General features: G+C 70.7%; 22 protein-coding genes and 1 pseudogene. 16 read left to right on the top strand and 7 right to left on the bottom strand.

Annotated features, from left to right (window positions below; genetic code table 11):
* The first annotated feature begins 82 nt into the window (after positions 1–82).
* Both AB0389_RS08945 and AB0389_RS08950 read left to right on the top strand, forming a co-directional pair.
* The gene (locus tag AB0389_RS08945) at positions 83–853 is read left to right on the top strand and encodes an ATP-binding protein (protein WP_366394636.1); all 771 of its coding nucleotides are present in this window, start codon (positions 83–85) and stop codon (positions 851–853) included.
* A gap of 148 nt (positions 854–1,001) precedes the next feature.
* Positions 1,002–1,967, top strand: a complete 966-nt coding sequence (locus AB0389_RS08950; protein WP_366394637.1) for a DUF5926 family protein — start codon at positions 1,002–1,004, stop codon at positions 1,965–1,967.
* Positions 1,968–2,414: 447 nt separating this feature from the next.
* Here AB0389_RS08950 and AB0389_RS08955 read toward each other — a convergent pair whose 3' ends face one another.
* Positions 2,415–3,101 (bottom strand): bifunctional DNA primase/polymerase, encoded by a 687-nt coding sequence (locus tag AB0389_RS08955; RefSeq protein ID WP_366394638.1) that lies wholly within the window; start codon positions 3,099–3,101, stop codon positions 2,415–2,417.
* A 660-nt stretch (positions 3,102–3,761) separates the two neighbouring features.
* Here AB0389_RS08955 and AB0389_RS08960 point away from each other — a divergent pair.
* Complete coding sequence (locus AB0389_RS08960; RefSeq protein ID WP_366394639.1) at positions 3,762–5,495, top strand: PP2C family protein-serine/threonine phosphatase; 1,734 nt, start codon at positions 3,762–3,764, stop codon at positions 5,493–5,495.
* Between the two features lie 130 nt (positions 5,496–5,625).
* On the top strand, positions 5,626–7,098 hold the full coding sequence (locus tag AB0389_RS08965) for an aminopeptidase P family protein (RefSeq protein WP_366394640.1): 1,473 nt from the start codon (positions 5,626–5,628) through the stop codon (positions 7,096–7,098).
* A gap of 111 nt (positions 7,099–7,209) precedes the next feature.
* Here the strand turns inward: AB0389_RS08965 and AB0389_RS08970 are convergent, their stop codons facing one another.
* A complete protein-coding gene (locus AB0389_RS08970; protein WP_366394641.1) occupies positions 7,210–7,710 on the bottom strand; it encodes an ATP-binding protein in 501 nt (166 codons plus the stop codon).
* Between the two features lie 283 nt (positions 7,711–7,993).
* On the opposite strand from AB0389_RS08970, the gene AB0389_RS08975 reads away from it, so the two are divergent.
* From AB0389_RS08975 to AB0389_RS09015, 9 genes are all read left to right on the top strand, one after another.
* Complete coding sequence (locus AB0389_RS08975) at positions 7,994–8,818, top strand: hypothetical protein (RefSeq protein WP_366394642.1); 825 nt, start codon at positions 7,994–7,996, stop codon at positions 8,816–8,818.
* Positions 8,819–9,045: 227 nt separating this feature from the next.
* On the top strand, positions 9,046–9,783 hold the full coding sequence (locus AB0389_RS08980) for a YcnI family protein (RefSeq protein WP_366394732.1): 738 nt from the start codon (positions 9,046–9,048) through the stop codon (positions 9,781–9,783).
* A gap of 113 nt (positions 9,784–9,896) precedes the next feature.
* Positions 9,897–10,553: an SCO family protein gene (locus tag AB0389_RS08985; protein WP_366394643.1), complete on the top strand. Its 657-nt coding sequence runs from the start codon at positions 9,897–9,899 to the stop codon at positions 10,551–10,553.
* Positions 10,554–10,603: 50 nt separating this feature from the next.
* A complete protein-coding gene (locus tag AB0389_RS08990; RefSeq protein ID WP_366394733.1) occupies positions 10,604–11,029 on the top strand; it encodes a copper chaperone PCu(A)C in 426 nt (141 codons plus the stop codon).
* A gap of 20 nt (positions 11,030–11,049) precedes the next feature.
* Complete coding sequence (locus AB0389_RS08995) at positions 11,050–13,113, top strand: copper resistance protein CopC (RefSeq protein ID WP_366394644.1); 2,064 nt, start codon at positions 11,050–11,052, stop codon at positions 13,111–13,113.
* A gap of 126 nt (positions 13,114–13,239) precedes the next feature.
* Positions 13,240–14,499 carry an iron uptake transporter deferrochelatase/peroxidase subunit gene (gene efeB / locus AB0389_RS09000; protein ID WP_366394734.1) on the top strand — a complete coding sequence of 420 codons (1,260 nt, stop codon included), beginning with the start codon at positions 13,240–13,242 and terminating at the stop codon, positions 14,497–14,499.
* Between the two features lie 41 nt (positions 14,500–14,540).
* A complete protein-coding gene (gene pheA, locus AB0389_RS09005) occupies positions 14,541–15,476 on the top strand; it encodes a prephenate dehydratase (protein ID WP_366394645.1) in 936 nt (311 codons plus the stop codon).
* 613 nt (positions 15,477–16,089) lie between these two features.
* Positions 16,090–17,367, top strand: coding sequence for a serine--tRNA ligase (gene serS / locus AB0389_RS09010; RefSeq protein ID WP_366394646.1), 1,278 nt, complete (start codon positions 16,090–16,092; stop codon positions 17,365–17,367).
* Positions 17,364–18,236 carry an HAD family hydrolase gene (locus AB0389_RS09015; RefSeq protein WP_366394647.1) on the top strand — a complete coding sequence of 291 codons (873 nt, stop codon included), beginning with the start codon at positions 17,364–17,366 and terminating at the stop codon, positions 18,234–18,236. The genes serS and AB0389_RS09015 overlap by 4 nt, the downstream gene beginning before the upstream one ends.
* Before the next feature lie 326 nt (positions 18,237–18,562).
* On the opposite strand, the gene AB0389_RS09020 is transcribed toward AB0389_RS09015, so the two are convergent.
* The 5 genes from AB0389_RS09020 to AB0389_RS09040 form a co-directional block, all read right to left on the bottom strand.
* Entirely contained in the window at positions 18,563–19,258 is a 696-nt protein-coding gene (locus AB0389_RS09020; RefSeq protein ID WP_366394648.1) for a hypothetical protein, read from the bottom strand.
* 273 nt (positions 19,259–19,531) lie between these two features.
* Complete coding sequence (locus tag AB0389_RS09025) at positions 19,532–20,251, bottom strand: ABC transporter permease subunit (protein ID WP_366394649.1); 720 nt, start codon at positions 20,249–20,251, stop codon at positions 19,532–19,534.
* A gap of 25 nt (positions 20,252–20,276) precedes the next feature.
* Positions 20,277–21,188, bottom strand: a complete 912-nt coding sequence (locus tag AB0389_RS09030) for an ABC transporter ATP-binding protein (RefSeq protein ID WP_366394650.1) — start codon at positions 21,186–21,188, stop codon at positions 20,277–20,279.
* Positions 21,185–22,084, bottom strand: a complete 900-nt coding sequence (locus AB0389_RS09035) for an ABC transporter permease (RefSeq protein ID WP_366394735.1) — start codon at positions 22,082–22,084, stop codon at positions 21,185–21,187. The genes AB0389_RS09030 and AB0389_RS09035 overlap by 4 nt, the downstream gene beginning before the upstream one ends.
* A 25-nt stretch (positions 22,085–22,109) precedes the next feature.
* Positions 22,110–23,150 (bottom strand): ABC transporter ATP-binding protein, encoded by a 1,041-nt coding sequence (locus tag AB0389_RS09040; RefSeq protein WP_366394736.1) that lies wholly within the window; start codon positions 23,148–23,150, stop codon positions 22,110–22,112.
* A 352-nt stretch (positions 23,151–23,502) separates the two neighbouring features.
* Between AB0389_RS09040 and AB0389_RS09045 the strand changes: the two genes are divergently transcribed.
* The 3 genes and pseudogenes from AB0389_RS09045 to AB0389_RS09055 all read left to right on the top strand — a co-directional run.
* On the top strand, positions 23,503–24,060 hold the full coding sequence (locus tag AB0389_RS09045) for an RNA 2'-phosphotransferase (RefSeq protein ID WP_366394651.1): 558 nt from the start codon (positions 23,503–23,505) through the stop codon (positions 24,058–24,060).
* A 36-nt stretch (positions 24,061–24,096) separates the two neighbouring features.
* Entirely contained in the window at positions 24,097–24,999 is a 903-nt protein-coding gene (locus AB0389_RS09050; protein WP_366394652.1) for an LLM class flavin-dependent oxidoreductase, read from the top strand.
* 540 nt (positions 25,000–25,539) lie between these two features.
* A pseudogene (locus tag AB0389_RS09055) lies at positions 25,540–25,884 on the top strand (helix-turn-helix domain-containing protein); the annotation flags it as partial.
* Positions 25,885–26,051: the final 167 nt, after the last annotated feature.

The following is a 26,051-nucleotide window of genomic DNA, read 5'->3' on the forward strand; positions in this document are numbered from 1 at the left end:
CCGGCCGACATTGCTCGGTACGGCGGCGCCCACCGTCACGGGGAGTGCACCGGCGCACGTGTCCGGCGTTCCACCGCGACGAGTGCGTCAATGGCCTCGCTCCGTACGGTTTCCGGTCCGGGCCCTCGGGGCATCCACACCGTGGCGTGGGGCAAAGGAGGTCTCGGGGGTGGCGTTTGTGGTGGCACAGGAAGTGCCCACGTCGTCGAGCATGGCCGTTCCTCATGGCCCTGCGGGCGTGGGGAGAGCAAGGCGCCGGATGCGTGAGCAGTTGAGCCGCAGCGGGGTCTCGGACTCGGTCGTCGATGATGCCGTACTGATCCTTTCCGAACTGCTCAGCAACGCCTGCCGGCACGGCAGACCGCTGGGGCACGGCGAAATCGGCGACGGCGACATCCGCGCGGCCTGGCGTGTCGACAAGGCAGGTCGGCTGACCGTCGAGGTGACGGACGGTGGCGGGCCGACCCGGCCCATTCCGGCCACCCCCTCGGTCACGGCCAGAGGCGGTCGCGGGCTCAACATCATCACGTCCCTCGCGCAGGACTGGGGCGTACGGGACGGCGCGTCCGGGGAGGTCACGGTCTGGGTCGTTGTCACGGAGGGGCACCGGCGCGACGATTTCGCTACGCGCGTCACAGGTCCGGGGGCACCGAGTGCGGGGGCAGGTGCAGGTCCGGGTCCTGGTCCGGGTCCCGGGCTGGCCGTCGCGCTCGCCGGCATGGGTGGGCTGGACAGTCTCGGCAGCATGGACGGGCTGGACGGACTGGACGGACTGGACGAGTTGAGCCGGCTGGAGACACTCGATCGGTTCGACGGGCTGGGCTTCACAGGAGCGTTCGACGACATCGGCTGACGGCGACAGGCGACGGGCGAGGGCATCGGCTCGCCGTCGTACGGCACCCGGCGACGGCCCCGATCCGCTCGCCGCGCGGCACCCGGTACCGGCGGGGCACTAGGCTCACGCCGGTACCGCATCGCCGCTCCCGGGAGAAAGCCACACCATGGCCAAGAAGCGCCCCCAGACGAAGGCCGCGAAGCCTCAGCTCACGGACGGACAGGTTCCGGTGGTGGGGGCGCGCGAGCCCTGCCCGTGCGGTTCGGGCCGTCGTTACAAGGCATGTCACGGCCGGGCCGCCGCGCACGCCGTGGCCGAACTGGTCCAGCGCCCCTTCGAGGGCCTGGCCGGCGAGTGCGACTGGGTCGCGCTGCGCGAGCTGGTGCCCGCCGCGACCGTCGAACTGACCCTGAAGGACGGGCTGCCGGAAGGCGTACCGTCCGTGACCCTCGCGACCGTCCTGCCGATGGCCTGGCCGGCGCTGCGCCGCGACGACGGTTCCGTACTCCTCGCGCTCCAGAACGACACGTCGTCGGGCGATCTGAGCCGGGACCTCGCCGATACGCTCCGGCGTGCGCTGGTGGCGGAGCCGGGCAGTCCGGTCGCGGCCCACCGGGTGGAGGCCGACGGTCCGCGGCTCCAGGACCTGCTGGACCCTGAGGCCGCGTTCACGCCGGTCGTCCACCCCGGTTTCGAGTTCTGGGTGCCGGACGCGGAGAACGCGTCGGCCGAGGTGGCGGCCTCCCTGGAGCGCGCCAACGCCGCCGCGATCCCGACCGCCCTGCTCACCGGCACGGACGCCGCGTACTGGTGCGAGACGCCGGAGAAGAACCACCTGCGCTGGGTCATGCCGTACCCGGAGGAGAAGCTGCTGGACGCGCTCGCGCGCCTGCACGCCGCGGGCACGTCGAGCCTCGGGGAGGGGACCCGGCTGGTCGGTTCCTTCCGGGCGCACGGGCTGACCGTACCGGTGTGGGACCTGCCGAGCGCCATGGGCGCGGAGGAGTGCGAGAAGCCCGCGGCGGAGTTCGCCGAGCGGCTGGCGGCGGCACTCGCGGTCGACGCGCCGCTGACCGGCGAGGAGCGCCGGGCACGCGGAGGGCTCACCAACCGGCAGATCACGCTGAGCTGATGGCGCAGGCCACCGGTGCCCACCCGGCGCCGGTGGCCGGTCAGGCGGTCAGGCGGTCAGGCGGTCAAGCGCAGGCCGTTACCCGGCCACCCGGTCACCCGGTCAAGCGGTCAGTGATCCGGCGGTCGGTCAGGTGATCGACCGCCCCCGCGGCGCCCGGCAGTCCGTGACACTTGGGACACCTGGCACAGCACTTGCCTTACCGGCAAGTAATTCATTGCCTGAATACGCCAGATCGAATTTGCTAACCGCCGAACTCTTGTTACCGTTCTAGAAGCCCGGTCGCTGGTGCATCCCCCGTCGCCAGCGACCGGGCGTTCGCGTTCCCGGCTTCCCGTCCGTTCTCCGCCCGTTGCACACGACAACGCGGCAGCGGATGCGCCCCTGACGCGCCCCCAGCGCACGCTGGGCACACACACTCCCAAGAGGCCCGCTCCGGCGCGTACGTCAGTACGCGAGCCGGCTGCCACCGTCCGGCGCGCCCGTGCTCGCCTCGACGAGTGCGTCGACGACCGCCTCCACATCCGGCAGCCACGGCGCCGCCGAGCCCTCCAGCGGGGCCCGCTCCCAGCGGACCTGTCCGCCCGCCGCCTCGGACGGCGGCAGTACGAGATAGCCGCCCTCCCCGTGGAAACGGAGCGAACTGGGCACCCAGTCCTTGCTGTAGAGCAGCTCACCGAGCTGTTCGAGGCTGTACGGCGCGACGAGCAGCGACCAGCGGGTGGGGGTCGCCACGACCGGTCCGAGCCGCATGCCCATCCGGTCGAGCTCCACCAGCGCGCGGGCGCCCGCGACGGCCGGCAGGCTCACCGCGCACGGCGCCGTGCCGCCGGTGGCGAGCATGATGGGGGCCGTGGGGCGGTTGTTCCACCACCAGCGCACCATGCGCGCGTCGGTGGTCGCCGTGAGCAGCCCCGGGTCGAAGGGGTGCGCGCCGGGTACGGCGCAGTCGGGGTCCGGGCAGGAGCAGCCCCGGCCACGGGTCCCGAGTCCGCCGGCCGCTTTGAGCCCGGCGCCCGGGAGTACGGGCCAGTTCCACGCGGTGGCGCAGGTGAGCGCCGCTTCGAGCTGGGCAGGCCGCCGCCCGTTGCGCCGGAACCAGAGCCTGCGTCGCCTTCCGGGGATCTCGCGCATGAGCGCTCGTTCCTTTCCGTTGAACGCCGAGGTCCACATGACACTGACACCATGTGTGTGCATCACTTCGCCGTGCGTACATCGTGCGCGGACGTGCGTCGACGTGTGCGTAGACGTGCGTTGATGTCCATTGGCGTGCGGTTGACGTGCGTTGATACGTGCGTTGTCGCGCATAACAGGACGTGCATAACACTGCGGTACTTCGATGCGTACTGCTGCGTACTACGGCGGCGGGCCCTCAGATCCACGACGCGCGTCGCACCGTACCTGAGATGGCTCACGGACTGTCTTCGTCCAACGAGTGGCGAGGGGTGGCGTGCGCATGGCGCTTACTGACCTGCTGCTGTCCCGCTACTGTCCCGCTGTACTTTTCCCGCCACTCCGGGGGATGGGGCGCGACCTACGGCGGTTAAGACGCCCGGTCCCGTCGCCAGGTTCCGGGGCGGTCGCAACTGCCCCTGTCCGTCACCGTTTACGTACCCATCACGTTCGGAATGACGCTCCACCCGGACCGTATGGGAAACCGGCCCCGGAGGATCCACCGGTCAAGCGCCCTCAGTCGATCGCAAAACCCAGGACAGCAGGTCATTTTCCAGCCAAACTCAGGAATCCATGGATACCCGCGCCTGCCGCCCGCGATCCCGCCGGTCCGCCGGGACAATGCTGGACATTGCATCCGGTGTGCGTGTACATGTGGATGCGTTGCTGATCGCACAGAATGACATGGGGGTTCGCCATGCTATTGAGCGAAACACACCAGTCGAACAGCCGGTTGCCATGAGCGCCCGGCACCCGCCGAAAGTGGCTGGAATCAATCCAGTTTCCCCCGCTCCCACCCACACTGGCCCGCCGTCCGATCAACCGACGGCCACCGATCAGCCGGCAGCGGCTGCCCGACCGACCGCCTCCGCCGCCGCCGATCGGGCAGCGGACCGGATCGCGGATCAGGCCGCGGACCGGATCGCGGATCTCACCACCCTCAGCGCGCTCACCGAGCGCCTCGCCGGGACCCGCTCCGTGGACGGCGCGCTCCATGAACTGCTCCGCGCCGGCGCCGCCCTGCTGGGAGCCCGCCGGGGGCTGGCCGTGCTCGAACCGGCCGACGGCCGCGGACCGGTCAGTACGCGCGGCCTGGGGCTCTCGCACGCCGATCTCGGCCTCCTGGAGACCATTCCGCGCCACGCCGCCTCGTACGGCCGGCACCTCACCGAACCCGCGTGCGTCCCCGATCTGCTCGCGGACGCGGAGCTGGACCCTCGCCGGCGCGAGGTCGCGGTGCGGCTCGGATACCGCGCCAGTTACGCCGTACCCCTGGCCGGTACGTACTCAGCGGCCCTTGCTGATGACGACACCGACGCCGACGCTGGCGCCTCGACCGACGCTTCGGCCGAACAGCTCGGCTCGGCGGTCTGGTTGTACGACGAGCCCACCGAGCCGGCGCCGAGACAGCGCCACCTCCTCGCCCGCTACACCCGGTTCGCCGGCGAGCACCTCGCCCGGCTGCTGGAGCTGGAGCGGTGCCGGGCGCGGACGGCCGCCCTCACCGAAGAACTGCTGCCCGGACGGCTGCCCCGGATGCCGGGCGTACAGCTCGCCGGACGCCGCCGCGCCGGCACGTCGAACGGCGGCGCGGACGGCTACGGCCCGGACGGCAGCGGCGCAGACGTCCGCAACCCGGGCGGCTACGGACCCGGCGACTACCGCCCGGGCGGCTACCGCCCCGGCGACCCCGGCCCCGGCAGCACCGTCTGGTACGACGCCCTCCCGCTGCCCGAAGGCGCCCTCAGCCTCGCCGTCGGCTCGGTCAGCGGCTCCGGGCCGGGCGCGGTCGCCGCGTCTGGGCGGCTGCGCGCCTGCCTGCGGGCGTACGCCGTGATGGAGGGCGAGGACCCCGTCGCCGTACTCTCCGATCTGGAGCTCCTCCTGCGGCTGACGGAACCGGCCCGCACCGCCACCGCGCTCTTCGCGTACGCGGAACCCGACCGGCGCCGGATCGTGCTGGCCGGAGCCGGTCACGCGCCGCCGCTGATCGTCGGGGACCGGCGCGCCGAGTACGTCGAGACGTCCCTGTCCGCGCCGCTCGGGATGCTCGCCTGCTGGGAGGCGCCGAGCGTGGTGCTGGCGCCCGCGCCCGGCGAAACGCTGCTCCTCTACACAGAGGGTCTGCTCTGGCGCACCGGTGACGCCATGGACCGCGCCTTCTCCCGGCTGCGCGCGGCGGCGGCGAGCGTGCCCGCGGCGGCGCGGGCGGATCCCGGGGCGGTCGCCGACCACGTACTGCGCACGCTCCTGCCGGGGGACGGGACCGGCCCGCGTACGTACGAGGACGGCACCGCCACTGAAGAGACCGACGAATCCGACGACTTCGTGCTGCTCGCCGTACGTTTCGACTGATCCGCACCACATAGGACCGCACTCCACCGCACGGCTCTTGCGAGCTACCCCCCGAAACCCCCTTCCCCTCACACATACGATGGAATTGGACCAGTGCCGTATGTCGTATGCCGTATGAAGGAGAGAAGACGTGGCTGAGGACGCGGAGACCCCAGAGACCGAAGAAGAGGAACCGATCAAGCCGAGGAAGAACGGTCTGTACCCGGGCGTGTCCGACGAACTCGCGGAGAACATGAAGTCCGGCTGGGCCGACACCGAGCTGCACGGTCTGGCGCCCCTCGCACAGGCGCCGTACACCGCCGCCCGCCGCGCCGCGCTCTCCGCGCGCTTCCCGGGCGAGCGCCTCGTCATCCCCGCGGGCAACCTCAGGACGCGGTCGAACGACACCGATTACGCCTTCCGCGCCGCCACCGAGTACGCGTACCTCACCGGCGACCAGACCCAGGACGGCGTCCTCGTACTGGAACCGCGCCCCGACCAGGAGGGCCGCGACAGCCACGAGGCGACGATCTACCTGCTGCCCCGCTCCAACCGCGAGAACGGCGAGTTCTGGCTCGACGGCCAGGGTGAGCTGTGGGTCGGCCGCCGGCACTCCCTCGCCGAGGCCGAGCAGGTGCTCGGGATCCCCGCCAAGGACGTACGAGAGCTGCCCGCCGCGCTCAAGGAGGCCACGGGCCGGGTCCGCGCCGTACGCGGCCATGACGCCGGCATCGAGGCCACGCTCGCCGACAAGGTCACCGCCGAGACGGACGAAGAGCTGCGCGTGTACCTCTCCGAGGCACGCGCGGTGAAGGACGAGTTCGAGATCGGCGAGCTCCAGAAGGCCGTCGACTCGACCGTGCGGGGCTTCGAGGACGTCGTACGGATCCTCGACAAGGCGGAGGCGACCAGCGAGCGCTACATCGAGGGCACCTTCTTCCTGCGCGCCCGCGTCGAGGGCAACGACATCGGGTACGGCTCGATCTGCGCGGCGGGCCCGCACGCCACCACGCTGCACTGGGTCCGCAACGACGGCGACGTGCGCCGCGGGGACCTGCTGCTGCTCGACGCCGGGGTGGAGACCCACACGCTCTACACCGCCGACGTCACGCGCACGCTGCCCATCGACGGCCGCTACAGCGATCTCCAGCGGAAGATCTACGACGCGGTGTACGACTCGCAGGAGGCCGGGATCGCGGCCGTGCGGCCGGGCGCGAAGTACCGCGACTTCCACGACGCCTCGCAGCGCGTGCTCGCCGAGCGGCTCGTCGAGTGGGGGCTGCTGGAGGGGCCGGTCGAGAAGGTCCTTGAGCTGGGCCTCCAGCGCCGCTGGACGCTGCACGGCACCGGCCACATGCTCGGACTTGACGTCCACGACTGCGCGGCGGCCCGCAGGGAGGCGTACGCGGACGGGACGCTGGCGCCCGGGATGTGCCTCACCGTCGAGCCGGGGCTGTACTTCCAGGCCGATGATCTGACCGTACCCGCGGAGTACCGGGGCATCGGCGTCCGGATCGAGGACGACATCGTCGTCACCGAGGACGGCAACCGGAACCTGTCGGCAGGGCTGCCGCGCCGGTCGGACGAGGTCGAGGCGTGGATGGCGGGCCTGAGGCAGGCCTGATCCCGGCTCGGGGCTCAGGACTCACAGCCCTGGGCCCCGGGGGCGGGAGAAACGGGAGGCGGTCTGCGCGCGGGCGGCTTCCTGGGATCCCGGATCTGGAAGTCGGCCGCGCTAAACCGTGACCAGCGGAGCGCCCTCACGCCATTTCAGGATCTTGTCGAAGCTGACCACCGCGCCGCGCCCCGGCCGGTTGCGGACATGGACATGATCGGCGAGCTGCTCGATGAGACCGAGCCCGCGCCCGCTCTCGGCGAGCGTCGGGGGCGCGGGCGCCGGAACAGGCGCCGGAACGGGCACCGCTGCGGGCACCGGCGTCGTCCGGCCCGCCGTGCGCCGGGCCGGGAAGCCGGGGCCCGAATCGGCCACCTCGATACGGCACAGCTCGCCGTCCAGATAGGCCGTCACCCGGTACGCGCCGGGCGCCTCGCCGGGGCCCTCGCCACCGCCGCCGTGCTCGACGGCGTTCGCGCAGGCCTCGCTGAGCGCGACCGAGAGATCGAAGGAGACATCGGGATCGACCCCGGCCGTCTCCATCGTGCCGAGCAGCAGGCGCCGGGCGAGCGGAACGCTCGCGGCTTCGCGCCGCAAGTGGAGAGACCACCAGATGCTCATGCTCCAGCCTCCTGGCTGCGGCTCGACATACCGTTACGTATTGCCCCTACGCTCCGGGTGTAAGCCCCTACTCGACGTGATATCGCTCATCCGGCGGACGCGCATGCGGCGCACAGAGGTGTATAGGGCGGCAGCGGTACGGTGCGCCCGCGCCGGACACGCCGGTGCGGCACCAGTGACGGCACCGGTGGCGGCACCGTACGGGCCCGCCGTACAGGACAGAGCGTGACCTTCCGGACCTGCCCCTCGGGGCCGGAGACCGCAGTGCGATGATGACCCGGCCATGTCCATTCCCGTGCGCGTCTGTGCCGCGGCCGCCCCGCGGCTGCTGAGGGCCGCGGTGTTCACCGCGGTCTGCGTCGTGCTGTCGGCGACGGGACATGCCATGGCGGCCTGCGCGCCCGTCCCGTGGTGGACGCTGCTCCTCGGGTTCCTGGGCGTGTTCGCGGTCGCCGCGCCGCTCTCCGGCCGCGCCCGCTCGACCCCGTCCGTCGTCATCGCCCTGCTGGGCGGGCAGTTCGCCCTGCACAGCCTCTTCGGTCTCGGGCAGCGGCACCTCACGGTGCCGACGGGCACGAACGACGTCCTGATCAGGATGGCGGCGAAGCTGGTCTGCGGGGCGGGGCCCGGCGCGATCAGTCATCTCGACGCGGAGCGGATCATCGTCAACGCGGGGCTCAGCCCGACCGGTTCCCTGGCGGGCGGCGCCGTCCACCAGCACATGGCCGCGACGGGTACGGCCGGGGACACGACGGGCACCGTGGGCACCCTGGGCGGGCTGCTGCCCTCGCTGCCCATGATCCTCGGGCATCTGCTGGCCGCTCTCGCGGCCGGCTGGCTGCTGCGGCACGGCGATCTCGCGCTGCTCCGGCTCACCCGGCTCTCGGCGCGCGGCATCAGCGATGTGGCCGAGAACGCGCCGCTGCGCGCCCTGCGCGTGGCGCTCACGCTCGTACGCGCCCTGCTCGCGGGGCTGCCCGGCGCGACCGCTCCCAGGCAGCACGCACCCCGCGGCTTCGACACGCCTGCCCCGGTGGGCGGCGGGGAGACACTCCAGCACTCGGTGATCAGACGCGGCCCGCCGGCCGTACTCGCTCTCGCAGCCTGACGCGACGCGCTCCGCACTCCGTACGGACGGGGGTGCCGTCGCCGTGCCGTCGCGCGACCGCGCGCCGCGGCGCCCTGCCCGATCGCCGCTTCCAGCTCATATCGTGGAGTGTTTCCGTGTTCTCAACGCCGTTCGCCTCCCCCGCTTCCCCGGCCTCGCCCGCGTCCCGCTCCTCCCGCTCACCGTTCTCGGCCAGAAGCGTCACGCGCCTCTCCGCCGCCGGCGGGATCGCCGCGACCGCGCTCCTGCTGCTGGCGGGCCCCGCCTCGGCGCATGTCAGCGTGCAGCCGGTGGGCGAGGCCGCCAAGGGCGGTTACGCCACGATCAACTTCAAGGTCCCCAACGAGCGGGACAACGCCTCCACCACCAAGCTCGAAGTGAACTTCCCCGCCGACCACCCGCTGGCGTCCGTCATGCCGCAGCCGGTGCCCGGCTGGGACGTCAAGGTCACCAAGGACAAGCTCACCAAGCCGCTGAAGGTGCACGGCAACACGATCACCGAGGCCGTCACCAAGGTCACCTGGACCGCGACCGGCGGCAAGACCGGACCAGGCATCGGGCCGGGTCAGTTCCAGCAGTTCCCCCTCTCGGTCGGACAGCTCCCCGAGGACGCCGACCAGTTGGTGTTCAAGACCCTCCAGACGTACGACAACAAGGAGGTCGTCCGCTGGATCGACGAGACCGAGGAAGGCGCCGAGGAGCCCGAGAGCCCGGCGCCCGTCCTGAAGCTCTCCGCGGCCACCGGCGACGGGCACGGCGCAGCGAGCGACAAGCCCACCGCCGAGACCGCCGCCACGCATAACGACGACGCGGCGGACGGCGACGGCACCGCCGCCTCGACGACCGCCTCGTCGTCCTCCGACAGCGACACCACGGCCCGCGTGCTCAGCGTGATCGCCATTGTCATCGGTGCGGCCGGGGTCGCCTTCGGAGTCCTGGCCGGCCGGCGCCGTACCACCGGCTGACCCACCACGCACCACCGTCCCACGCACTGTGCTCCGCGGCGCGCGGACCGGAACTCCCCGGTCCGCGCGGCGCGGGGCCCGCACCACACAACCCAGCACCAGGACATATCCCCATGCGCAAGAAGACCGTGACCAGCGCCGCCGCTCTCGCCGTGGCGGCCGCACTCACCCTGTCCGCCTGCTCCAGCGACGACGCCTCCTCGAAGCCGATCGCCGATGTCTCGGCCTCGGCGAAGACGCAGGCCGCGACCGTACTCGACCAGCCCTTCAAGAAGCCGAACCTCGTCCTCACGGACACCAAGGGGAAGTCCTACGACTTCCGCGAGCGCACCGAGGGCAAGCCCACCCTCGTCTACTTCGGCTACACCAACTGCCCGGACGTCTGCCCGCTGACGATGAGCAACATCGCCATCGCCATGAAGTCGCTGTCCGAGGCCGACCGCGAGAAGCTCCAGGTCGTCTTCGTCACCACCGACCCGGAACGGGACACCTCCGCCGAACTCGCCAAGTGGCTGCCCAGCGCCGGTGATCCGTCCTTCATCGGCCTGACCGGCGACTTCCCCACCATCCAGGCGGGCGCCCGTCAGCTCGGCATCGGCATCGACGCCCCCAAGAAGGAGAAGAACGGCACCGTCGTCTCCATGCACGGCACCCAGGTCATCGCCTTCTCCCCGAAGACCGACGCCGGATATGTCCTGTACGGCGAGGACGCCACCGCGGACGACTACGCCAAGGACCTGCCGAAGATCATCAAGGGGGAGAACCCGTGACCCGCCGCTCCTCTCCCGGGCTCTGCGGCAGCCTCGCGGCGGCCGCGGTCCTGGTGTTGACCGGCTGCTCCTCGTCATCCTCCTCCGTCTCCTCCTCTTCCGGAGCCGCGCCCAGCCTGAAGGTCAGCGGCGCCTACATGCCGAAGCCCGTCAGTGACATGGCGGCCGGCTTCCTCACCGTCACCAACAGCGGTCGCTCCGCCGACAGACTCACCTCCATCACCAGCACCATCTCCGACAGCGTCACCATCCACCGGACCGAGAACCAGGCCATGCGGGAGGTGAAGTTCTTCGACATCCCCGCCGGCGGAGAGCTGGTTCTCGAACGCGGTGGCAGCCACATCATGTTCATGAACCTCAAGGAACGGCCGGCACAGGGGCAGGAGGTCGGCATCGAGCTGCACTTCGAGAGGACCGACCCCATCAAGGTCGAACTTCCCGTGAAGGAGACCAACTTCAACCCGGCCACACGCTGACCGAGGGACTGAGAGACACCATGACAGCCACCGCCCCGCGCTTCGGAGTTACCGGCCCCACCAGAGCCGTCGCCCTGGTGCGACTGCTGCTCGTCACCACGGTGCTGCTCGGCACCGTCCTCACCGTGTCCTCCGGCACGGCGTCCGCGCATGCCGCGCTGACCGGCAGCACCCCCGAGGACGGGGCGGTGGTCGCCACCGCGCCCCAGGACATCGCCCTCTCCTTCTCCGAACAGGTCTCGCTGGGCGACGACTCGATCCGGGTCCTCGATCCCGACAGCAAGCGCGTCGACACCGGAAAGGTCCGCAACCTGAGCGGTGCCGGCGCCGTCCGGTACGGCGTCGATCTCAAAACCGGCCTCGCCGACGGCACCTACACCGTCGCCTGGCGGGCCGTCTCCGCCGACAGCCATCCCATCTCCGGTGCCTTCACCTTCTCCATCGGGGCACCCTCCAAGACCGTCGCCGTCCTGCCCGCCCAGAAGGCCGGCGGCGGGCTGGTCGGCACCCTGTACGACATCGCGCGCTACGTCTCGTACACCGGCTTCATCCTCCTCGTCGGCGGTATCGCCTTCATCCTCGTCTGCTGGCAGCGCGGCGCCTCCGTACGGCCGTTGCAGCGCCTGGTGGTCGGGGGCTGGCTGGCGCTGACCGGCGCCACCCTCGCCATGCTGCTCCTGCGCACCCCGTACACCGGCTCCGGCAACCTGGGCGACGCGTTCGACCTGGGCGGGCTCCAGGACGTCCTCACCACCAAGACCGGCGCGGCGCTCATCTCCCGGCTGCTGCTGCTCGGCGCCGCCTCACTGTTCATCGCCGTCCTCTTCGGCGCGTACACCAAGCACGAGGACAGCGAGAGGAACCGCGAGGACAACGAGGACAGCGCGACGCGCACGGACGGCGAGGAGAACACGGCGGCGGAGGAAGGCACGGCGAAGAACGACCTCACCTTCGGACTCACCCTGGGCGGCACCGTCGTCGCCGCCGGGATCGCCGCCACCTGGGCGCTCGCCGAACACGCCTCAACTGGGATCCAGACCGGACTCGCCATGCCGGTGGACGTCCTTCATCTGCTCGCCGTGGCGACCTGGCTCGGCGGCCTCACCGCGCTGCTCGTCGTTCTCTACCGGGCACCCTTCATAGAGAGCGCGGCAGTACGGCGCTTCTCCCGCACCGCCTTCATCAGCGTCGTGGTGCTCGCCGCGACCGGGCTCTACCAGTCCTGGCGTCAGGTCGGATCATGGTCGGCGCTCGGGGGAACGTCATACGGGCAGCTCCTTCTGGTCAAGGTCGGGCTCGTGGTCGTGATGGTCGGCATCGCCTGGTTCTCACGGCGGTGGACCGGTCGGCTCGGAGAATGGTCGGGGTCGGATTCGGAGTCGGGGTCGGATTCGGGGTCGGAGTCCAAGTCGGAGTCGGAGTTGAAGGGGGAGTTGAAGGGGGAAGAAGAGGCGACAGACCGTGACGGAACGACCGCCTCGACCACGATTTCCGTAACCGACAGTGACAGACTTACCCAGCTCGCCCGCCAGGAAGCCGCATTGGCGACAACACGCCAGAAGCGGAACCGGGATTCCGATCCCGAGCGGATCGGACTGCGCCGTTCCGTGCTGGCGGAGGCCGGGGTGGCCGTCGTCCTCCTCGCCATCACGACCGTGCTGACCTCCACAGAACCGGGCCGCACCGCCGAGCAGGAGGCGAGCCGTAACGGCGGCGCGTCCACGGCCGCCCCCGGCACCAAGGAACCCGTCAGCCTCACCGCGCCCTTCGACACCGGTGGCGCGAAGGGCAAGGGCACCGTCCGGCTGACCCTCGACCCGGCCTCCCCCGGCGCCAACGTCATGGAGATCTACATCGACGGCCCCGACGGAAAGCCGCTGGACATTCCCGAGATCAAGGTCGCCTTCACCCTCCTGGACAAGAAGATCGGCCCGCTGCCGATCACCCCCGAGCGCACCGGCGCCGGACACTGGACCGCGGACCCCGTGCTGCTGCCCATGCCGGGCGACTGGCAGCTCAGGCTGACGGTCCGGACCTCCGACATCGACCAGACGACCGTCGACAAGAACGTGAAGATCGGCTGACCCACCGTGAGCGACACCCGACAGAACCCCGAACAACGGAACGCCGACGACCGCGCCGACGGCCACTCCGCCGACCGGCCCGGCAGTGCCGCCGACGACCGCTCCGACGACCGGCCCGCACCCGTCATCTCGCGGCGGCGGCTACTCGGCACCGCCGGAGCCGCGGGAGCCGCCGGGCTCGCGCTCGGAGCGGTCGGCGGAGCCACCGGTTACGCGGCCGGCCGCCCCGAACCGGTGACCGCGCTGACCACCGTCGGCACCGACTATCTGCCCTTCCACGGCGTCCACCAGCCCGGCATCACCACCCCCGTGCAGGCCAGCGGCCATCTGATCGCCTTCGACCTGCTCCCGGGCGCGGGCCGCAAGGAGGCCGCCGCACTGCTGCGCCGCTGGTCGACGTCGGCGCGGGCGCTGATGGCGGGCGAGCCGGCCACGAACGGCGACGGCGGGTCCACCGGCCACGACACCGGCCACGACACGGGCATCGCGCTGGACGCCGGCCCCTCCTCCCTCACCGTGACCTTCGGTTTCGGCCGTACCTTCTTCGACCGTACGGAGCTGACCGGGCAGCGTCCCGAGGCCCTGGACCCGCTGCCCGCCTTCTCCAACGACCATCTCGACGCCGGCCGCAGCAATGGCGACCTCTGGATCCAGATCGGCTCCGACGACGCGCTCGTCGCCTTCCACGCGCTGCGCACCCTCCAGAAGGACGCGGGCTCGGCGGCCCGGGTGCGCTGGCAGATGAACGGCTTCAACCGTTCGCCCGGCGCCACCCCGCACCCCATGACCAGCCGCAATCTGATGGGCCAGATAGACGGCACCGGCAACCCCAAGCCGTCGGAACCCGACTACGACCGCCGGATCTTCGTCCCCACGACCCCCGCCGCCGGTACGCCCGGGTGGATGGCGGACGGCTCGTACGCGGTCGTACGGCGGATCCGTATGCTCCTCGACGACTGGGAGCGGCTCACCGTCAGCCGTCAGGAGCAGGTCATCGGCCGCCGCAAGGCCGACGGCGCCCCGCTCACCGGCGGTACGGAGACGACGGAGATGGACCTCGACAAGCTGGGCCCGGACGGCAGCCCCGTCATCGCGGCCAACGCGCACGCCCGGATCTCCAAGCCCGAATCGAACGGCGGCGCCGCCATGCTGCGCCGCCCCTTCTCCTTCCACGACGGCATCGGCGGCGACGGCACGCCGGACGCGGGGCTGCTCTTCGTCTGCTGGCAGGCCCATCCGCTCAAGGGCTTCGTCCCCGTACAGCGCAAGCTCGACCGCGGGGACGCGCTGTCGGCGTTCATCCGCCACGAGGCGAGCGGGCTGTTCGCGGTACCGGGGGGCGCACGGCAGGGGGAGTACGTGGGCCAGCGGCTGCTGGAGTCCTGAGGCGGGAAACGTGACCCCGGTCGGCCCATTAAGGTGACCGTATGTCGGCCATGCGCTATACGTATCTCGGCCCCGAGGGCACCTTCACGGAAGCCGCTCTCCGTACGCTCCCGGAAGCCGCCACGCGGGAACTGGTCCCGATGGTGTCCGTCCCGGCGGCCCTCGACGCCGTACGGAACGGGCAGGCCGCCGCGGCGTTCGTCCCGATCGAGAACTCGGTGGAGGGCGGGGTCACCGCGACCCTCGACGAACTCGCCTCCGGCGAGCAGCTGATGATCTACCGCGAAGTGCTGCTGCCGATCACCTTCGCCCTGCTGGTACGGCCCGGGACCGAGCTGTCGGACGTCAAGACGGTGACCGGTCACCCGGTGGCCCAGCCGCAGGTGCGCAACTGGCTGCGGTCCCACCTGCCGGACGCGCTGTGGGAGTCGGCCGCGTCGAACGCGGACGGGGCGCGGCTGGTACAGGAGGGCCGGTTCGACGCCGCCTTCGCCGGGGAGTTCGCGGCGGCGAGGTACGGGCTGAAGCCGCTGGTCAACGAGATCCATGACGCGGAGAACGCGGAGACGCGGTTCGTTCTGGTGGGCCGGCCCGCGCGCCCGTCGGCGCCGACCGGCGCGGACAAGACGTCGGTGGTCCTGTGGCTGGGCGACGACCACCCGGGCGCGCTGCTCGAACTGCTCCAGGAGTTCGCGGTGCGCGGGGTCAACCTGATGCTGATCCAGTCCCGGCCGACCGGTGCGGGCATCGGCAACTACTGCTTCGCCGCGGACGCCGAGGGGCACATCACGGACCGGCGTGTGGGCGAGGCGCTGATGGGGCTGAAGCGGATCTGCCCCAAGGTGCGGTTCCTCGGTTCGTACCCGCGCGCGGGAGTGTCCCCGGCGGAGGCAGGGGTGCCGCGCCCCGGGACCTCGGACGCGGAGTTCATCTCGGCGGCGGAGTGGCTGGCGCGCGTCCAGGACGGCCGCGTCTGAGCCGACAGGGGCGTCTGAGCCGACGGGGGGCGCGGGCGCGGCCGGAGCCTGGACGGCAGGCTGTGGATGTACGTCAAAGTTATCCACAGGCAAGCGCCTCACCCTGGGGACAAGTCGACACCCGCAGCCGACACAGTCGACAAATCGGCCCAGTCGCCCCCTTCCATCCACAGGGCACCGGACCGCCCCGTGTCACCTCAATTCCAGTGATCAACTCGTTAGAGCGAGTAATTCCCACCCGAATGAGTGCGCGAAGTGGGTTTAAGAAGGGAATTCCGCACCCCTCCCCCGGCGTTCATGGGAACCAATTCCGCGATCCACAGATCTCCCGCACAGCCTGTGGATAACTTCCCCCAGCACGCCCCCTCTGTGGACAACGAACCGCCACGCGCACCCCAAGTCCCGCCCCACGCAAGGGGCGTGAGTCAAGGCGGCAGCACTGGACTGCCTCATTCCGGGGAATTGCGCCCACTTTATTGACGAACGGCGGGCGAACTCCGAGGACCCTTCCGGGATTCCGCACCACCTTCCACAATTGCCTCAATTGGGACAAAGAGGCGCGCCTGCCGATATCGAGTGGGGTGGTGTCGGCGCACACCGGTAGCCTGGTGGGGTGATTGACCTTCGCCTGCTCCGTGAGGACCCCGACCGTGTTCGCGCCTCCCAGCGCGCCCGTGGAGAGGACGTCGCGCTCGTCGACGCCCTGCTCTCCGCCGACGAGCGGCGCAGGTCGTCCGGCGTCCGCTTCGACGAACTGCGCTCGGAACAGAAATCGCTCGGCAAACTGATCCCCAAGGCGACCGCCGAGGAGAGGGCGGAGCTGCTCAAGAAGGCGGAGCAGCTGAAGGCCGACGTCAAGGCGGCCGACGCCGAGCAGCACGAGGCCGACGAAGAGGCCAGGCAGCTGCTCCTCCAGCTCGGCAATGTCGTCCACCCCGACGTCCCGGTCGGCGGCGAGGAGGACTTCGTCGTCCTGGAGACGCACGGCACGATCCGCGACTTCGCGGCCGAGGGCTTCGAGCCCAAGGACCACCTGGAGCTGGGCGAGGCGCTGGGCGCCATCGACGTCGAGCGCGGCGCCAAGGTCTCCGGCTCGCGCTTCTACTATCTGACGGGCGTCGGCGCGCTCCTGGAGCTGGCTCTGGTCAACGCGGCGATCGCGCAGTCCACCGAGGCCGGCTTCATCCCCATGCTCACACCGGCGCTGGTCCGCCCGCGCGCCATGGAGGGTACGGGGTTCCTGGGCCAGGCCGCGGAGAACGTGTACCACCTGGAGAAGGACGACTACTACCTGGTCGGTACGTCGGAGGTCCCGCTCGCCGCGTATCACATGGACGAGATCATCGACGCCGACAAGCTGCCGCTGCGGTACGCGGGCTTCTCGCCGTGCTTCCGCCGCGAGGCCGGTACGTACGGCAAGGACACCCGGGGCATCTTCCGGGTGCACCAGTTCGACAAGGTCGAGATGTTCTCGTACGTCAACCCGGAAGACGCCCAGTCCGAGCACCAGCGGCTGCTGGAGTGGGAGAAGCAGTGGCTGACCTCCCTCGGACTGCCCTTCCAGGTGATCGATGTGGCCACCGGTGATCTGGGCGCTTCGGCCTCGCGCAAGTTCGACTGCGAGGCGTGGATCCCGACACAGGGCAAGTACCGCGAGCTGACCTCGGCGTCCAACTGCGACGGCTTCCAGGCCCGCCGGCTCTCGGTCCGGATGCGGGACGGCAAGCAGGTCAAGCCGCTGTCGACGCTGAACGGCACGCTCTGCGCCGTACCGCGCACGATCGTGGCGATCCTGGAGAACCACCAGCTGCCGGACGGTTCGGTACGCGTGCCCGAGGTGCTCCGTCCGTACCTGGGCGGCCGTGAGGTGCTGGAGCCGGTCGCCAAGTGAGCACCGACCCCGCCACGCCCGCGACCGCGCCCGCGTCCCCGGAGCCGCCGTTCCCGTCCTCGGAATCGCCGTTCCCGTACCGACTCGTCGCGACGGACCTCGACGGCACACTGCTGCGCGAGGACAGCACGGTCTCCGGCCGTACGCGCGAGGCCCTCGCGGCGGTGACCGCGGCGGGCGCCGCGCACATCATCGTCACGGGGCGGGCCGTGCCCTGGACCCGGCACATACTGGACGATCTGGGGTACGAGGGCCTGGCGGTGTGCGGCCAAGGGGCGCAGGTTTACCACGCGGGTGAGCACAGACTGCTGACGTCGCTGACCCTCGACCGGCAGCTGGCCAAGGTCGCGCTCGCCAGGATCGAAGCGGAGATCGGCGCGCCGGCGCTGGCCGTGAGCCGGGACGGGCTCGACGGTGAGGTGCTGATCGGCCCCGGCTACCGGACGCAGGGCGGCGCGCTTCCGGCCGTGGCCGTGGACGATCCGGCGGAGCTGTGGTCGGCGCCGCTCAACAAGATCTACATCCAGCACCCGGAGCTGGACGACGACGCGCTGGCCCTGGCGGCGCGGGCCGCGGTCGGCGGGCTGGTGGACGTGGTGATGGCGGGCGCGGGCGTGGTGGAGATCCTCCCGCTGGGCCTGACCAAGGCCACGGGCCTGTCACTTGCCGCGCGGCGCCTCGGCGTCAAGGCGGCGGACACGATCGCGTTCGGGGACATGCCGAACGACATACCGATGTTCGGCTGGGCCGGGTACGGCGTGGCGATGGCGAACGCGCACGACGAGCTGAAGGCCGTCGCGGACGAGGTCACGGCGTCGAACGAGGACGACGGCATCGCCGTGGTGCTGGAGAAACTGCTGCTCGGGTAGGGGTCCGGGAGGGGTGGCCCGCGCGGATGCGCGCTCGAAGCGGCCACCCCCGGGACAGCGTGCCGGCGGCACTCGGAGCGGTGATGGCTACTCCGGTGCCCGCGCGGGTGCCGCCCTGCTCGGAACTCGACGGACTCGGACTGCCGGTCATCGCCGTGTTCCGCTCCCGGTCTGTGGTGTGCGCGGAGCGTGTCCCGCACACAGCGCAACTGTGCCCCCGGCCACGGCCCGGCGCCACCGAATATCCGCCCAACGGCCCGCGTACGCCCCCGGAGAGACGGACGCGGGCCTGCGGCACGGATCAGCGGTGCTTACGACCGCACGGATCAGCGGTGCTTACGGCCGCGGCGCAGATCCCTCACCTGACGGGCGAGGTCATCGACCTTCGCGTCCACCCGGTCGATCCTGACGGACATGTCGCACAGCCGGTTGCTGAGGGCCGCGACCACCTGGTTGGTGGCGTCGAGCCGCCGGTCCAGGCTGTCGAGCCGCTGCGACATCCGGTTCAGGACGGGCCCCAGCTCCTGGAGCGCGAGCCCGACCCCGCCGAGGCAGGACTCGATCTGCGTCACGCGCCGGTCGAGGGACGCGTACGCCTCGCGCCGGCCCTCCTCGGCGTCGAGGAGATACGTACGGACGCGGCGCGCGATGTCGCTGTCGCGCAGGAGCATCGCGATGTTGAGCACGGCGCGGCGGCCGTAGAGGGTGAGCTGGGTGGCGGCCTGTGGATAACTTTCACCCTTGCCCCCGCCCCATAGTGACAACATGTCACTATGAAAGCGTCGCAGGTCAGAGCCTCGCAGCACCTGCATCCCGTTCTCGCGCAGCTCCGCACGATGCCGCGCTGTCAACTGCCTGATGACGCCTGTGGATACTTCGAAGTACCGCGCCACGTCCTCCGTACGGACATGGATGCCGTCCGGAAGCATCGCCAGGGCCTTGATCTTGTCGAGCGTCTCGACCCGCTCCATGACGCTGTCGCGCATCGTGCGCGATTCGAGCAGAGCACCTTCAGGTGGCATGTGAATGCCTTCTCTTTCCGCGAAGCCGAACCAATAACGACGGTCAGCCCTCTCCCCGGGCATCAGGGGTGGAGGTCGGCTCACGGTGGCTACTCACTCAATGACCGGTGCGGCTCTCGATCCGGCACCGGCAATCCCCAGATTCACGAACACTCGACGTAACGAACTCCAGTTGCCTCCACGCACCCTGACAAACGAACCGATAACCCTACAGTTACGCGGCAACCCCCGCCCATCGGACGGGGGTTGCCGATCGGACAGCGGATGGTCCGCTCACTCCTCGCCCGCGAGCTTCAGCGTCCGCAGCTTCTGACCCGCGTACCAGGTCGCCGCCACCGTCACCCCGGCCAGCAGGATCACCGCCAGCGGCAGCGTCACGTCCGACGTGATGATGCCGTCGCCGCCGATCTTCTTGGCGAGCGCCAGCGACCACTGCTGGACGCTGAGCGTCCGCGCGCCGGCCACCAGGCTGCCGAAGAACGTCTCCCAGACCAGCGCGTAGACCAGGCCGATGACGACCGCGTGGCGGCTGACCGTGCCGAGCAGCAGGAACAGCGCGCTGTACGCGATCGAGGCGACGAGCGCCGCGACCGTGTAGGCGATCGCGATCTGCTGGCCGTTGCCGTTGAGGATCCACCCGGCGATGAAGGTGGGGACGGCGGAGAACGCCATGGTCACGGCGATCGCCACGATCAGCTTGGTGAAGATGATCGACGACCGCTTCACGGGCTTGGAGAGCAGATAGACGATCGAGCCGTCGTCGATCTCGGGCCCGATCGCCCCCGTACCCGCGATCACACCGATCAGCGGCACCATCGTGGCCAGCGCGAAGCCGCCCAGCACGTCGGACGCGACCTGGTCGTCCACGCCGTTGAAGACGCGGACGGCCACCGAGATCATGATCAGCAGAGCGGGCAGTACGAAGAGGATCGCGGCCCGGCGCCTGCCGAGCAGGGCCCGCTGGGTGAGCCGGGCGACTGTGGGGTTGTACATGACGTCACAGCTCCTTTCAGGCCGCTCAGGCCGCTACGAGATAGGAGAAGACCGATTCGAGGGATTCGTCGGAGGGCGAGACGGTGAGCAGCCGGATGGAGTGCTCACGGGCGACACGCGGCAGCAGCTCGGTGAAACGGCCGAAATCGATCGCCTGCACCCGCAGCCCGCCCTCCACGAGATCGACCTCGATGCCGGCCGTCGACGGGTCGGCGATCAGCGCGGCGGCGAGCACGCGGTCGTCGCTGGACCGTACGAGATAGCGGTGCGGCCGGTCCGTCATCAGGCGGCGGATCTTGCGGAAGTCACCCGAGGCGGCGTGCCGGCCTGCCACGATCACCTCGATGTGCGAGGCGAGCTGCTCGACCTCCTCCAGGATGTGCGAGGAGAACAGCACGGTGCGGCCCTCGTCGCCCATCCGCCGCAGCAGCTCCATCAGCTGCATGCGCTGCCGCGGGTCCATGCCGTTGAACGGCTCGTCCAGCAGCAGTACGGACGGCTCGTGGACCAGCGCGGAGGCCATCTTCACGCGCTGGCGCATGCCCTTGCTGTACGTCGCGATCCGGCGGTCCTGCGCGTACTCCATCTCGACGGTGGCGAGCGCCGCCCGCGCCGCCTTCTTGCCGAGTCCGTGCAGTTCGGCGTTGGCGACGACGAACTCGAAGCCGGTGAGGAAGTCGTACATCGACTCCCGCTCCGGCACGATGCCGAGCTGCCGGTAGACGGACTCGTTGCGCCAGATCGGCTCTCCGTCGAGGGTGACGGTGCCCGTGGAGGGGGCAAGGAATCCGGCCATCATGTTGATCAGCGTGGACTTGCCCGCACCGTTCGGGCCGAGCAGTCCGGTGACGCCCGGGCCCACTTCCATGGAGACGTCGTTGACGGCCACCACATTGCCGAACCAGCGCGAGGTGTGATCGATATGGATGGTGGTCACAGCCCGACCTTCCGGTAGCGGCGCATCAGAACGGCGTACGAGCCGGCGATCAGCGCGAGAATGACCAGCAGATAGACAACGCCCGCGGCGGCCGAGGGGCCCGCCTCGCCCGGGAAGGACGATCCGGCGCCCAGGAACGCGCTCTGGAAGCCGTCGATCAGGGTGATCGGCGAGAAGAGACCGAGCCACTTGACGACCTCGGGCGAGCCCGCGGACCAGGCGATCAGCTGGACGGTGGAGACCGCGCCGTACGAGATGGTCAGCGTGGCGATCACGGCCGCGACGCCGAAGCCGCGGCGCGGGGTGAGCGCGGCCATCACCAGGCCGAGCCCGCCGAAGAGCAGGGAGAGCACCGCGACCGACACCAGTCCCTGCCCGAATCCCTTGGTCTGGTCGACGAAGTCCATCTTGGCCAGCAGCGAGCCGACGTAGAGGATCACGAGGGGCGCCGCGGTCAGTACGAAGAGGGCGGAGGCCATCGCTCCGTACTTCGCGAGGACGTAGTCGACGCGTTCGATCGGCCGCGAGAAGTAGAGCGGGACGGTCTTGAAGCGCAGGTCGCGGGAGACGCTCTGGGGCGCCTGCGAAGCGAGATAGAGGCCGATGACCGCCTGGGTGAAGATCGCGTAGCGCGTGTAGTCGAGCGGCAGGCTCTTGAGGTCGGTCGAGACGGCGACCGCGACGATGATCGCCGCGGGCAGGCACATCACCGCGAAGAGGATCATCGGCAGGACCTTGGACTTGGCCGAGCGGCCGAGTCCGTACGACCCGCGCAGGGACTGCGAGTAGAGGGAGCGGCGGGCGTAGGCGCGGCCGAGGCGCGCTCCTTCGTAATTGCGGTACCCGATGTTGTGGATACGGGTGGAACCCGCGCCGCTGCCGGCGCCGCTGCCCATGGTCGTCTTCGTGCCCGGCTGGATCTCAGTGCTCATCGCGGGCGCCTCCCGTCGGCTGCGGTGCGTGGTCCGTCGCGGCGGTGGCGGCCGGCTCGGCGGTGGTGGTGGCGGCGGTCTCGGCCGGCTCGGCGTGGTCGGCCGGCTCGGCCTGGTCGGCCTGGTTCGGGCGGAAGACCTCCGCGATGTGGTGGCGGCGCTGTTCCATCCGTACGAGCCCGAGGCCCAGGCCGGCCACGGTGTCGCGGACGGTGTCGAGCGTGTCCTCGCCCTTGGCCTCGACCAGGAGGATGTGGCCCGCGCCCGGCAGGCCCTGCTCCGTACCCGCCTGGAGCGTGACGCCGGCCGCCGTGAGGGCCTCGCGCAGCGCCTTCGTACCGTCGGGGTGCGTGTCCGTGTCGGTGACCTCGACCGCGAGGGTCGTGGTGGTCCGGGTGAAGTCGCTGGTGGAGCTGGAGCGCAGCAGGGTTCCGCCGTCGATGACGACGACGTGGTCGCAGGTGCGCTCCAGCTCGCCGAGCAGGTGCGAGGTGACCAGCACGGAGATGCCGAAGTCGGTGTGGACGCGGCGGATGAGGCCGAGCATCTCGTCGCGGCCGACGGGGTCGAGGCCGTTGGTCGGCTCGTCCAGCAGCACCAGCTGGGGGTCGTGGACCAGCGCCTGGGCGAGCTTGACGCGCTGCTTCATACCGGTCGAGTAGCCGCCGATGGGGCGGTACCGCTCCTCGTACAGGCCGACGTGGCGCAGGGTGTCGGCGGTCCGCTCGCGGGCGGCCGTGGCGGGGAGTCCGGACATGCGCGCCATGTGTACGACGAACTCGGTGGCCGAGACGTCCGGCGGCAGGCAGTCGTGCTCGGGCATGTACCCGACGCGCTCACGGATGGCGGCGCCGCTGGTAGCGACGTCGAGCCCGAGCACCTCGGCCCGGCCTTCCGTGGCGGGGGTCAGACCCAGCAGGATCTTGATCATGGTCGACTTGCCGGCCCCATTGGCGCCCACCAGCCCGGTCACACCGGGGCCGATGTCCAAGGAGAGCCGGTCAAGCGCGGTTACCCGAGGGAACCGCATACTCAGGCTTTCGGTCGCGATCACAGTCACGTTTCGAAGGTAGTGGTACGGGCCACACCGGTCGTCAGACCAGGAGGTTGTATCCGTGTCAGCCTCCAGATGTAGGGACCCGTAAGGGCCACGTAAGGGATGAGTACGCCGGGCCGGCCGCCGACGGAGCCGCCGTGGAGCCCTGCCGGACCCACCGACACAACGGGCACATTACCCAAAAGCCTTAACCCTGAGCCCACTTGTCCACAGATCCAGCAAATAGCCTGTGGATAAACCGAGTTGGCTGTGGATCAAACATGGAGTAGAGAACCGGATCGAAAAAAAGTGGCGGCCGGGGACGCCTCACCGGCACGCTGATCGGATGACTGGAGAATCCGATGAGAGACGCACCGTCAAGGTATCGAAATACCTCTCGAAACATCTGCGCCACCAGCCAGAACGCCTCGGCATCACCCTCGACGCGAACGGCTGGGTGGCGATCGACGACCTGCTCCGCGCCACCACCGCGCACCACTTCCGCCTGACCCGCGCCGAGCTCGATCATGTGGTGGCCGTCAACGACAAACAGCGCTTCACCATCGACGGCGACCGGATCCGCGCCAACCAGGGGCACACCGTCACGGTGGATCTGGACCTGGCTCCCGCGACACCGCCCGCGTACCTCTACCACGGGACCGTCGCCGGCAACCTGGCCGCCATCCGCGCCGAGGGCCTCCGTCCCATGCGCCGCCACCACGTCCATCTCTCCGCCGACCGCGAGACCGCCACCCGGGTCGGCGCCCGCCGCGGCCGGCCCGTCGTCCTCCCGGTGGACGCGGCGGGGATGCACCGGGAGGGGCTGATCTTCCGGGTCAGCGCGAACGGCGTCTGGCTCACCGACTCCGTACCCGCGCGGTACCTGCGCTTCGCCGGCGCCTGAGACGTCACCGCCCGGGCCGCACGTAGGCTCGTGGTCATGACCCTGCGCCTGAGCACCGTGATCCTCCCCATCGACCCCTGGCACAAGGGGGGCCGTGAGCGCTGGCAGCGTGCCGAGGAGCTGGGTTTCCACGCCGCGTACACCTACGACCACCTGTCCTGGCGGACCTTCCGCGACGGCCCCTGGTACGGCGCGCTGCCCACCCTCACCGCCGCCGCGACCGCCACGGAGCACCTGCGCCTTGGCACCCTCGTGACCTCGCCGAACTTCCGGCACCCGGTGCCCCTGGCCAAGGAGCTGATCTCCCTGGACGACATCTCCGGGGGCCGGATCACCCTGGGCATCGGCGCCGGCGGCAGCGGCTTCGACGCCACCGTCCTCGGCCAGGAGGCCTGGACGCCGCGCGAGCGGGCTGACCGGTTCGGCGAGTTCCTCTCCCTTCTCGACCGACTGCTCACAGAGGACTCGGTGAGCCACATCGGCACCCACTACTCCGCCGAAGAGGCCCGCAACCTGCCCGGCTGCGTCCAGCGCCCCCGGCTGCCCTTCGCCGTCGCCGCCACCGGCCCGCGCGGGCTGAAGCTGGCCGCGCGCCACGGCCGGGCGTGGGTGACAACCGGCGACCCGAAGCTGTTCGAGGAGGGCACTCCCGAGCAGTCGGCCGAGGCCATCCGCGGACAGGTCGACCGGCTCGGCAAGGCGTGCGCGGAGCTGGGCCGGGATGTCGCCGAGCTCGACAAGATCCTGCTCACCGGCTTCACCCCGGACCGCGGCCGGCCGCTGGAATCGGTCGACGCCTTCGTGGACTTCGCCGGCCGGCACCGGGATGTCGGCATCACGGAGATCGTCGTCCACTGGCCGATTCCCGGCTCCGACTTCGCCGCCGATGAGGCGGTCTTCGAGAAGATCGTCACGGAGGCCCCTGCCCAGCTCAGGTGAACCGCCTGCCCCTGCCCCTGCCCCCGCCGTCAGGCGGAGTCGGTGCCCGTCGTGCCGTACCGGTCGACCGGCCGGGTCAGCCGGCGCTGGCTGGAGCGATGTTCTTGTGGAAGCGGAGCAGGTTGTCCGGGTCCCGGGCGGCCTTGGCCGCGCGGAGGCGATCGCGGTCGGCAGGCCCAGCTCCCGGGGCGCGGTGGCCATCCGCGCGGGCAGCTTGGCGAGTACGTCGGCGGCCTGGCCGAACGGGAAGATCAGCTGTCCGGCGACACCATCGGGCCCGACCGGGTGCGCGCGGTAGCGGTACTCGAACGCGGTGACACCCGAAGTTCCCGCCACCGCCGCGCAGCGCCCAGAACGGCTCGGGGTTCTCGGCCTCGCCGACGCGGACCTTGCGCCCGTCCACGGTGACCGTCTCGCAGGCCGGCAGGATGTCGCCGGTGGCCCGTAGCGGCGCACCAGATGGCCGATGCCGCCGCCCGGGGTGAGTCCGGCGACACCGATGCCGCTGACCGTCCCGGCGGGGACGGCGAGGCCGTACGCCTGCCCGGCGGCGTCGAGTTCGCCGGGCTCGACGACGGCGGGCTGGTCTAGGGTCCGCGCAGACGCGCCCAGGGACCGCGCCGCGAGGAGGCCGCCGCTCTCGCCGTCATGTCCACCGACTACGTACGCCCGTCTGGAGCAGCAGCGCGACCCGCAGCCGTCCGTGCAGACCGCCGCCGCCCTCGCCCGGGCACTGCGGCTGACGCTGGACGAACGCGACCACGTCTTCGGCCTCATCGGCCACAACGCCCGGCCCGCTTCCAGCACTCCGAACACGTCAGCCCGACCCTGATGCGGATCCTGGACCGCCTGGACGACGCTCCGGGCCTGGTGCTGACCGACATGGCGCCCCGGCCGAGCGGCCTCGTGTACCCCGAGGAGGACCACCCGCGCCACACCCGCACCACAGCCGTACCCAGGCGGCACGCCTGCGCGCGGCGCTTACGGCGGGCAGCGGCACCCCGCGCGCCGCCCGGATCGTCTCGTCGCCGAGCTGCGGTCCACAGCTCGGC

It is taken from the genome of Streptomyces sp. NPDC093109 (genome assembly GCF_040701725.1).
Lineage (GTDB): Bacteria > Actinomycetota > Actinomycetes > Streptomycetales > Streptomycetaceae > Streptomyces.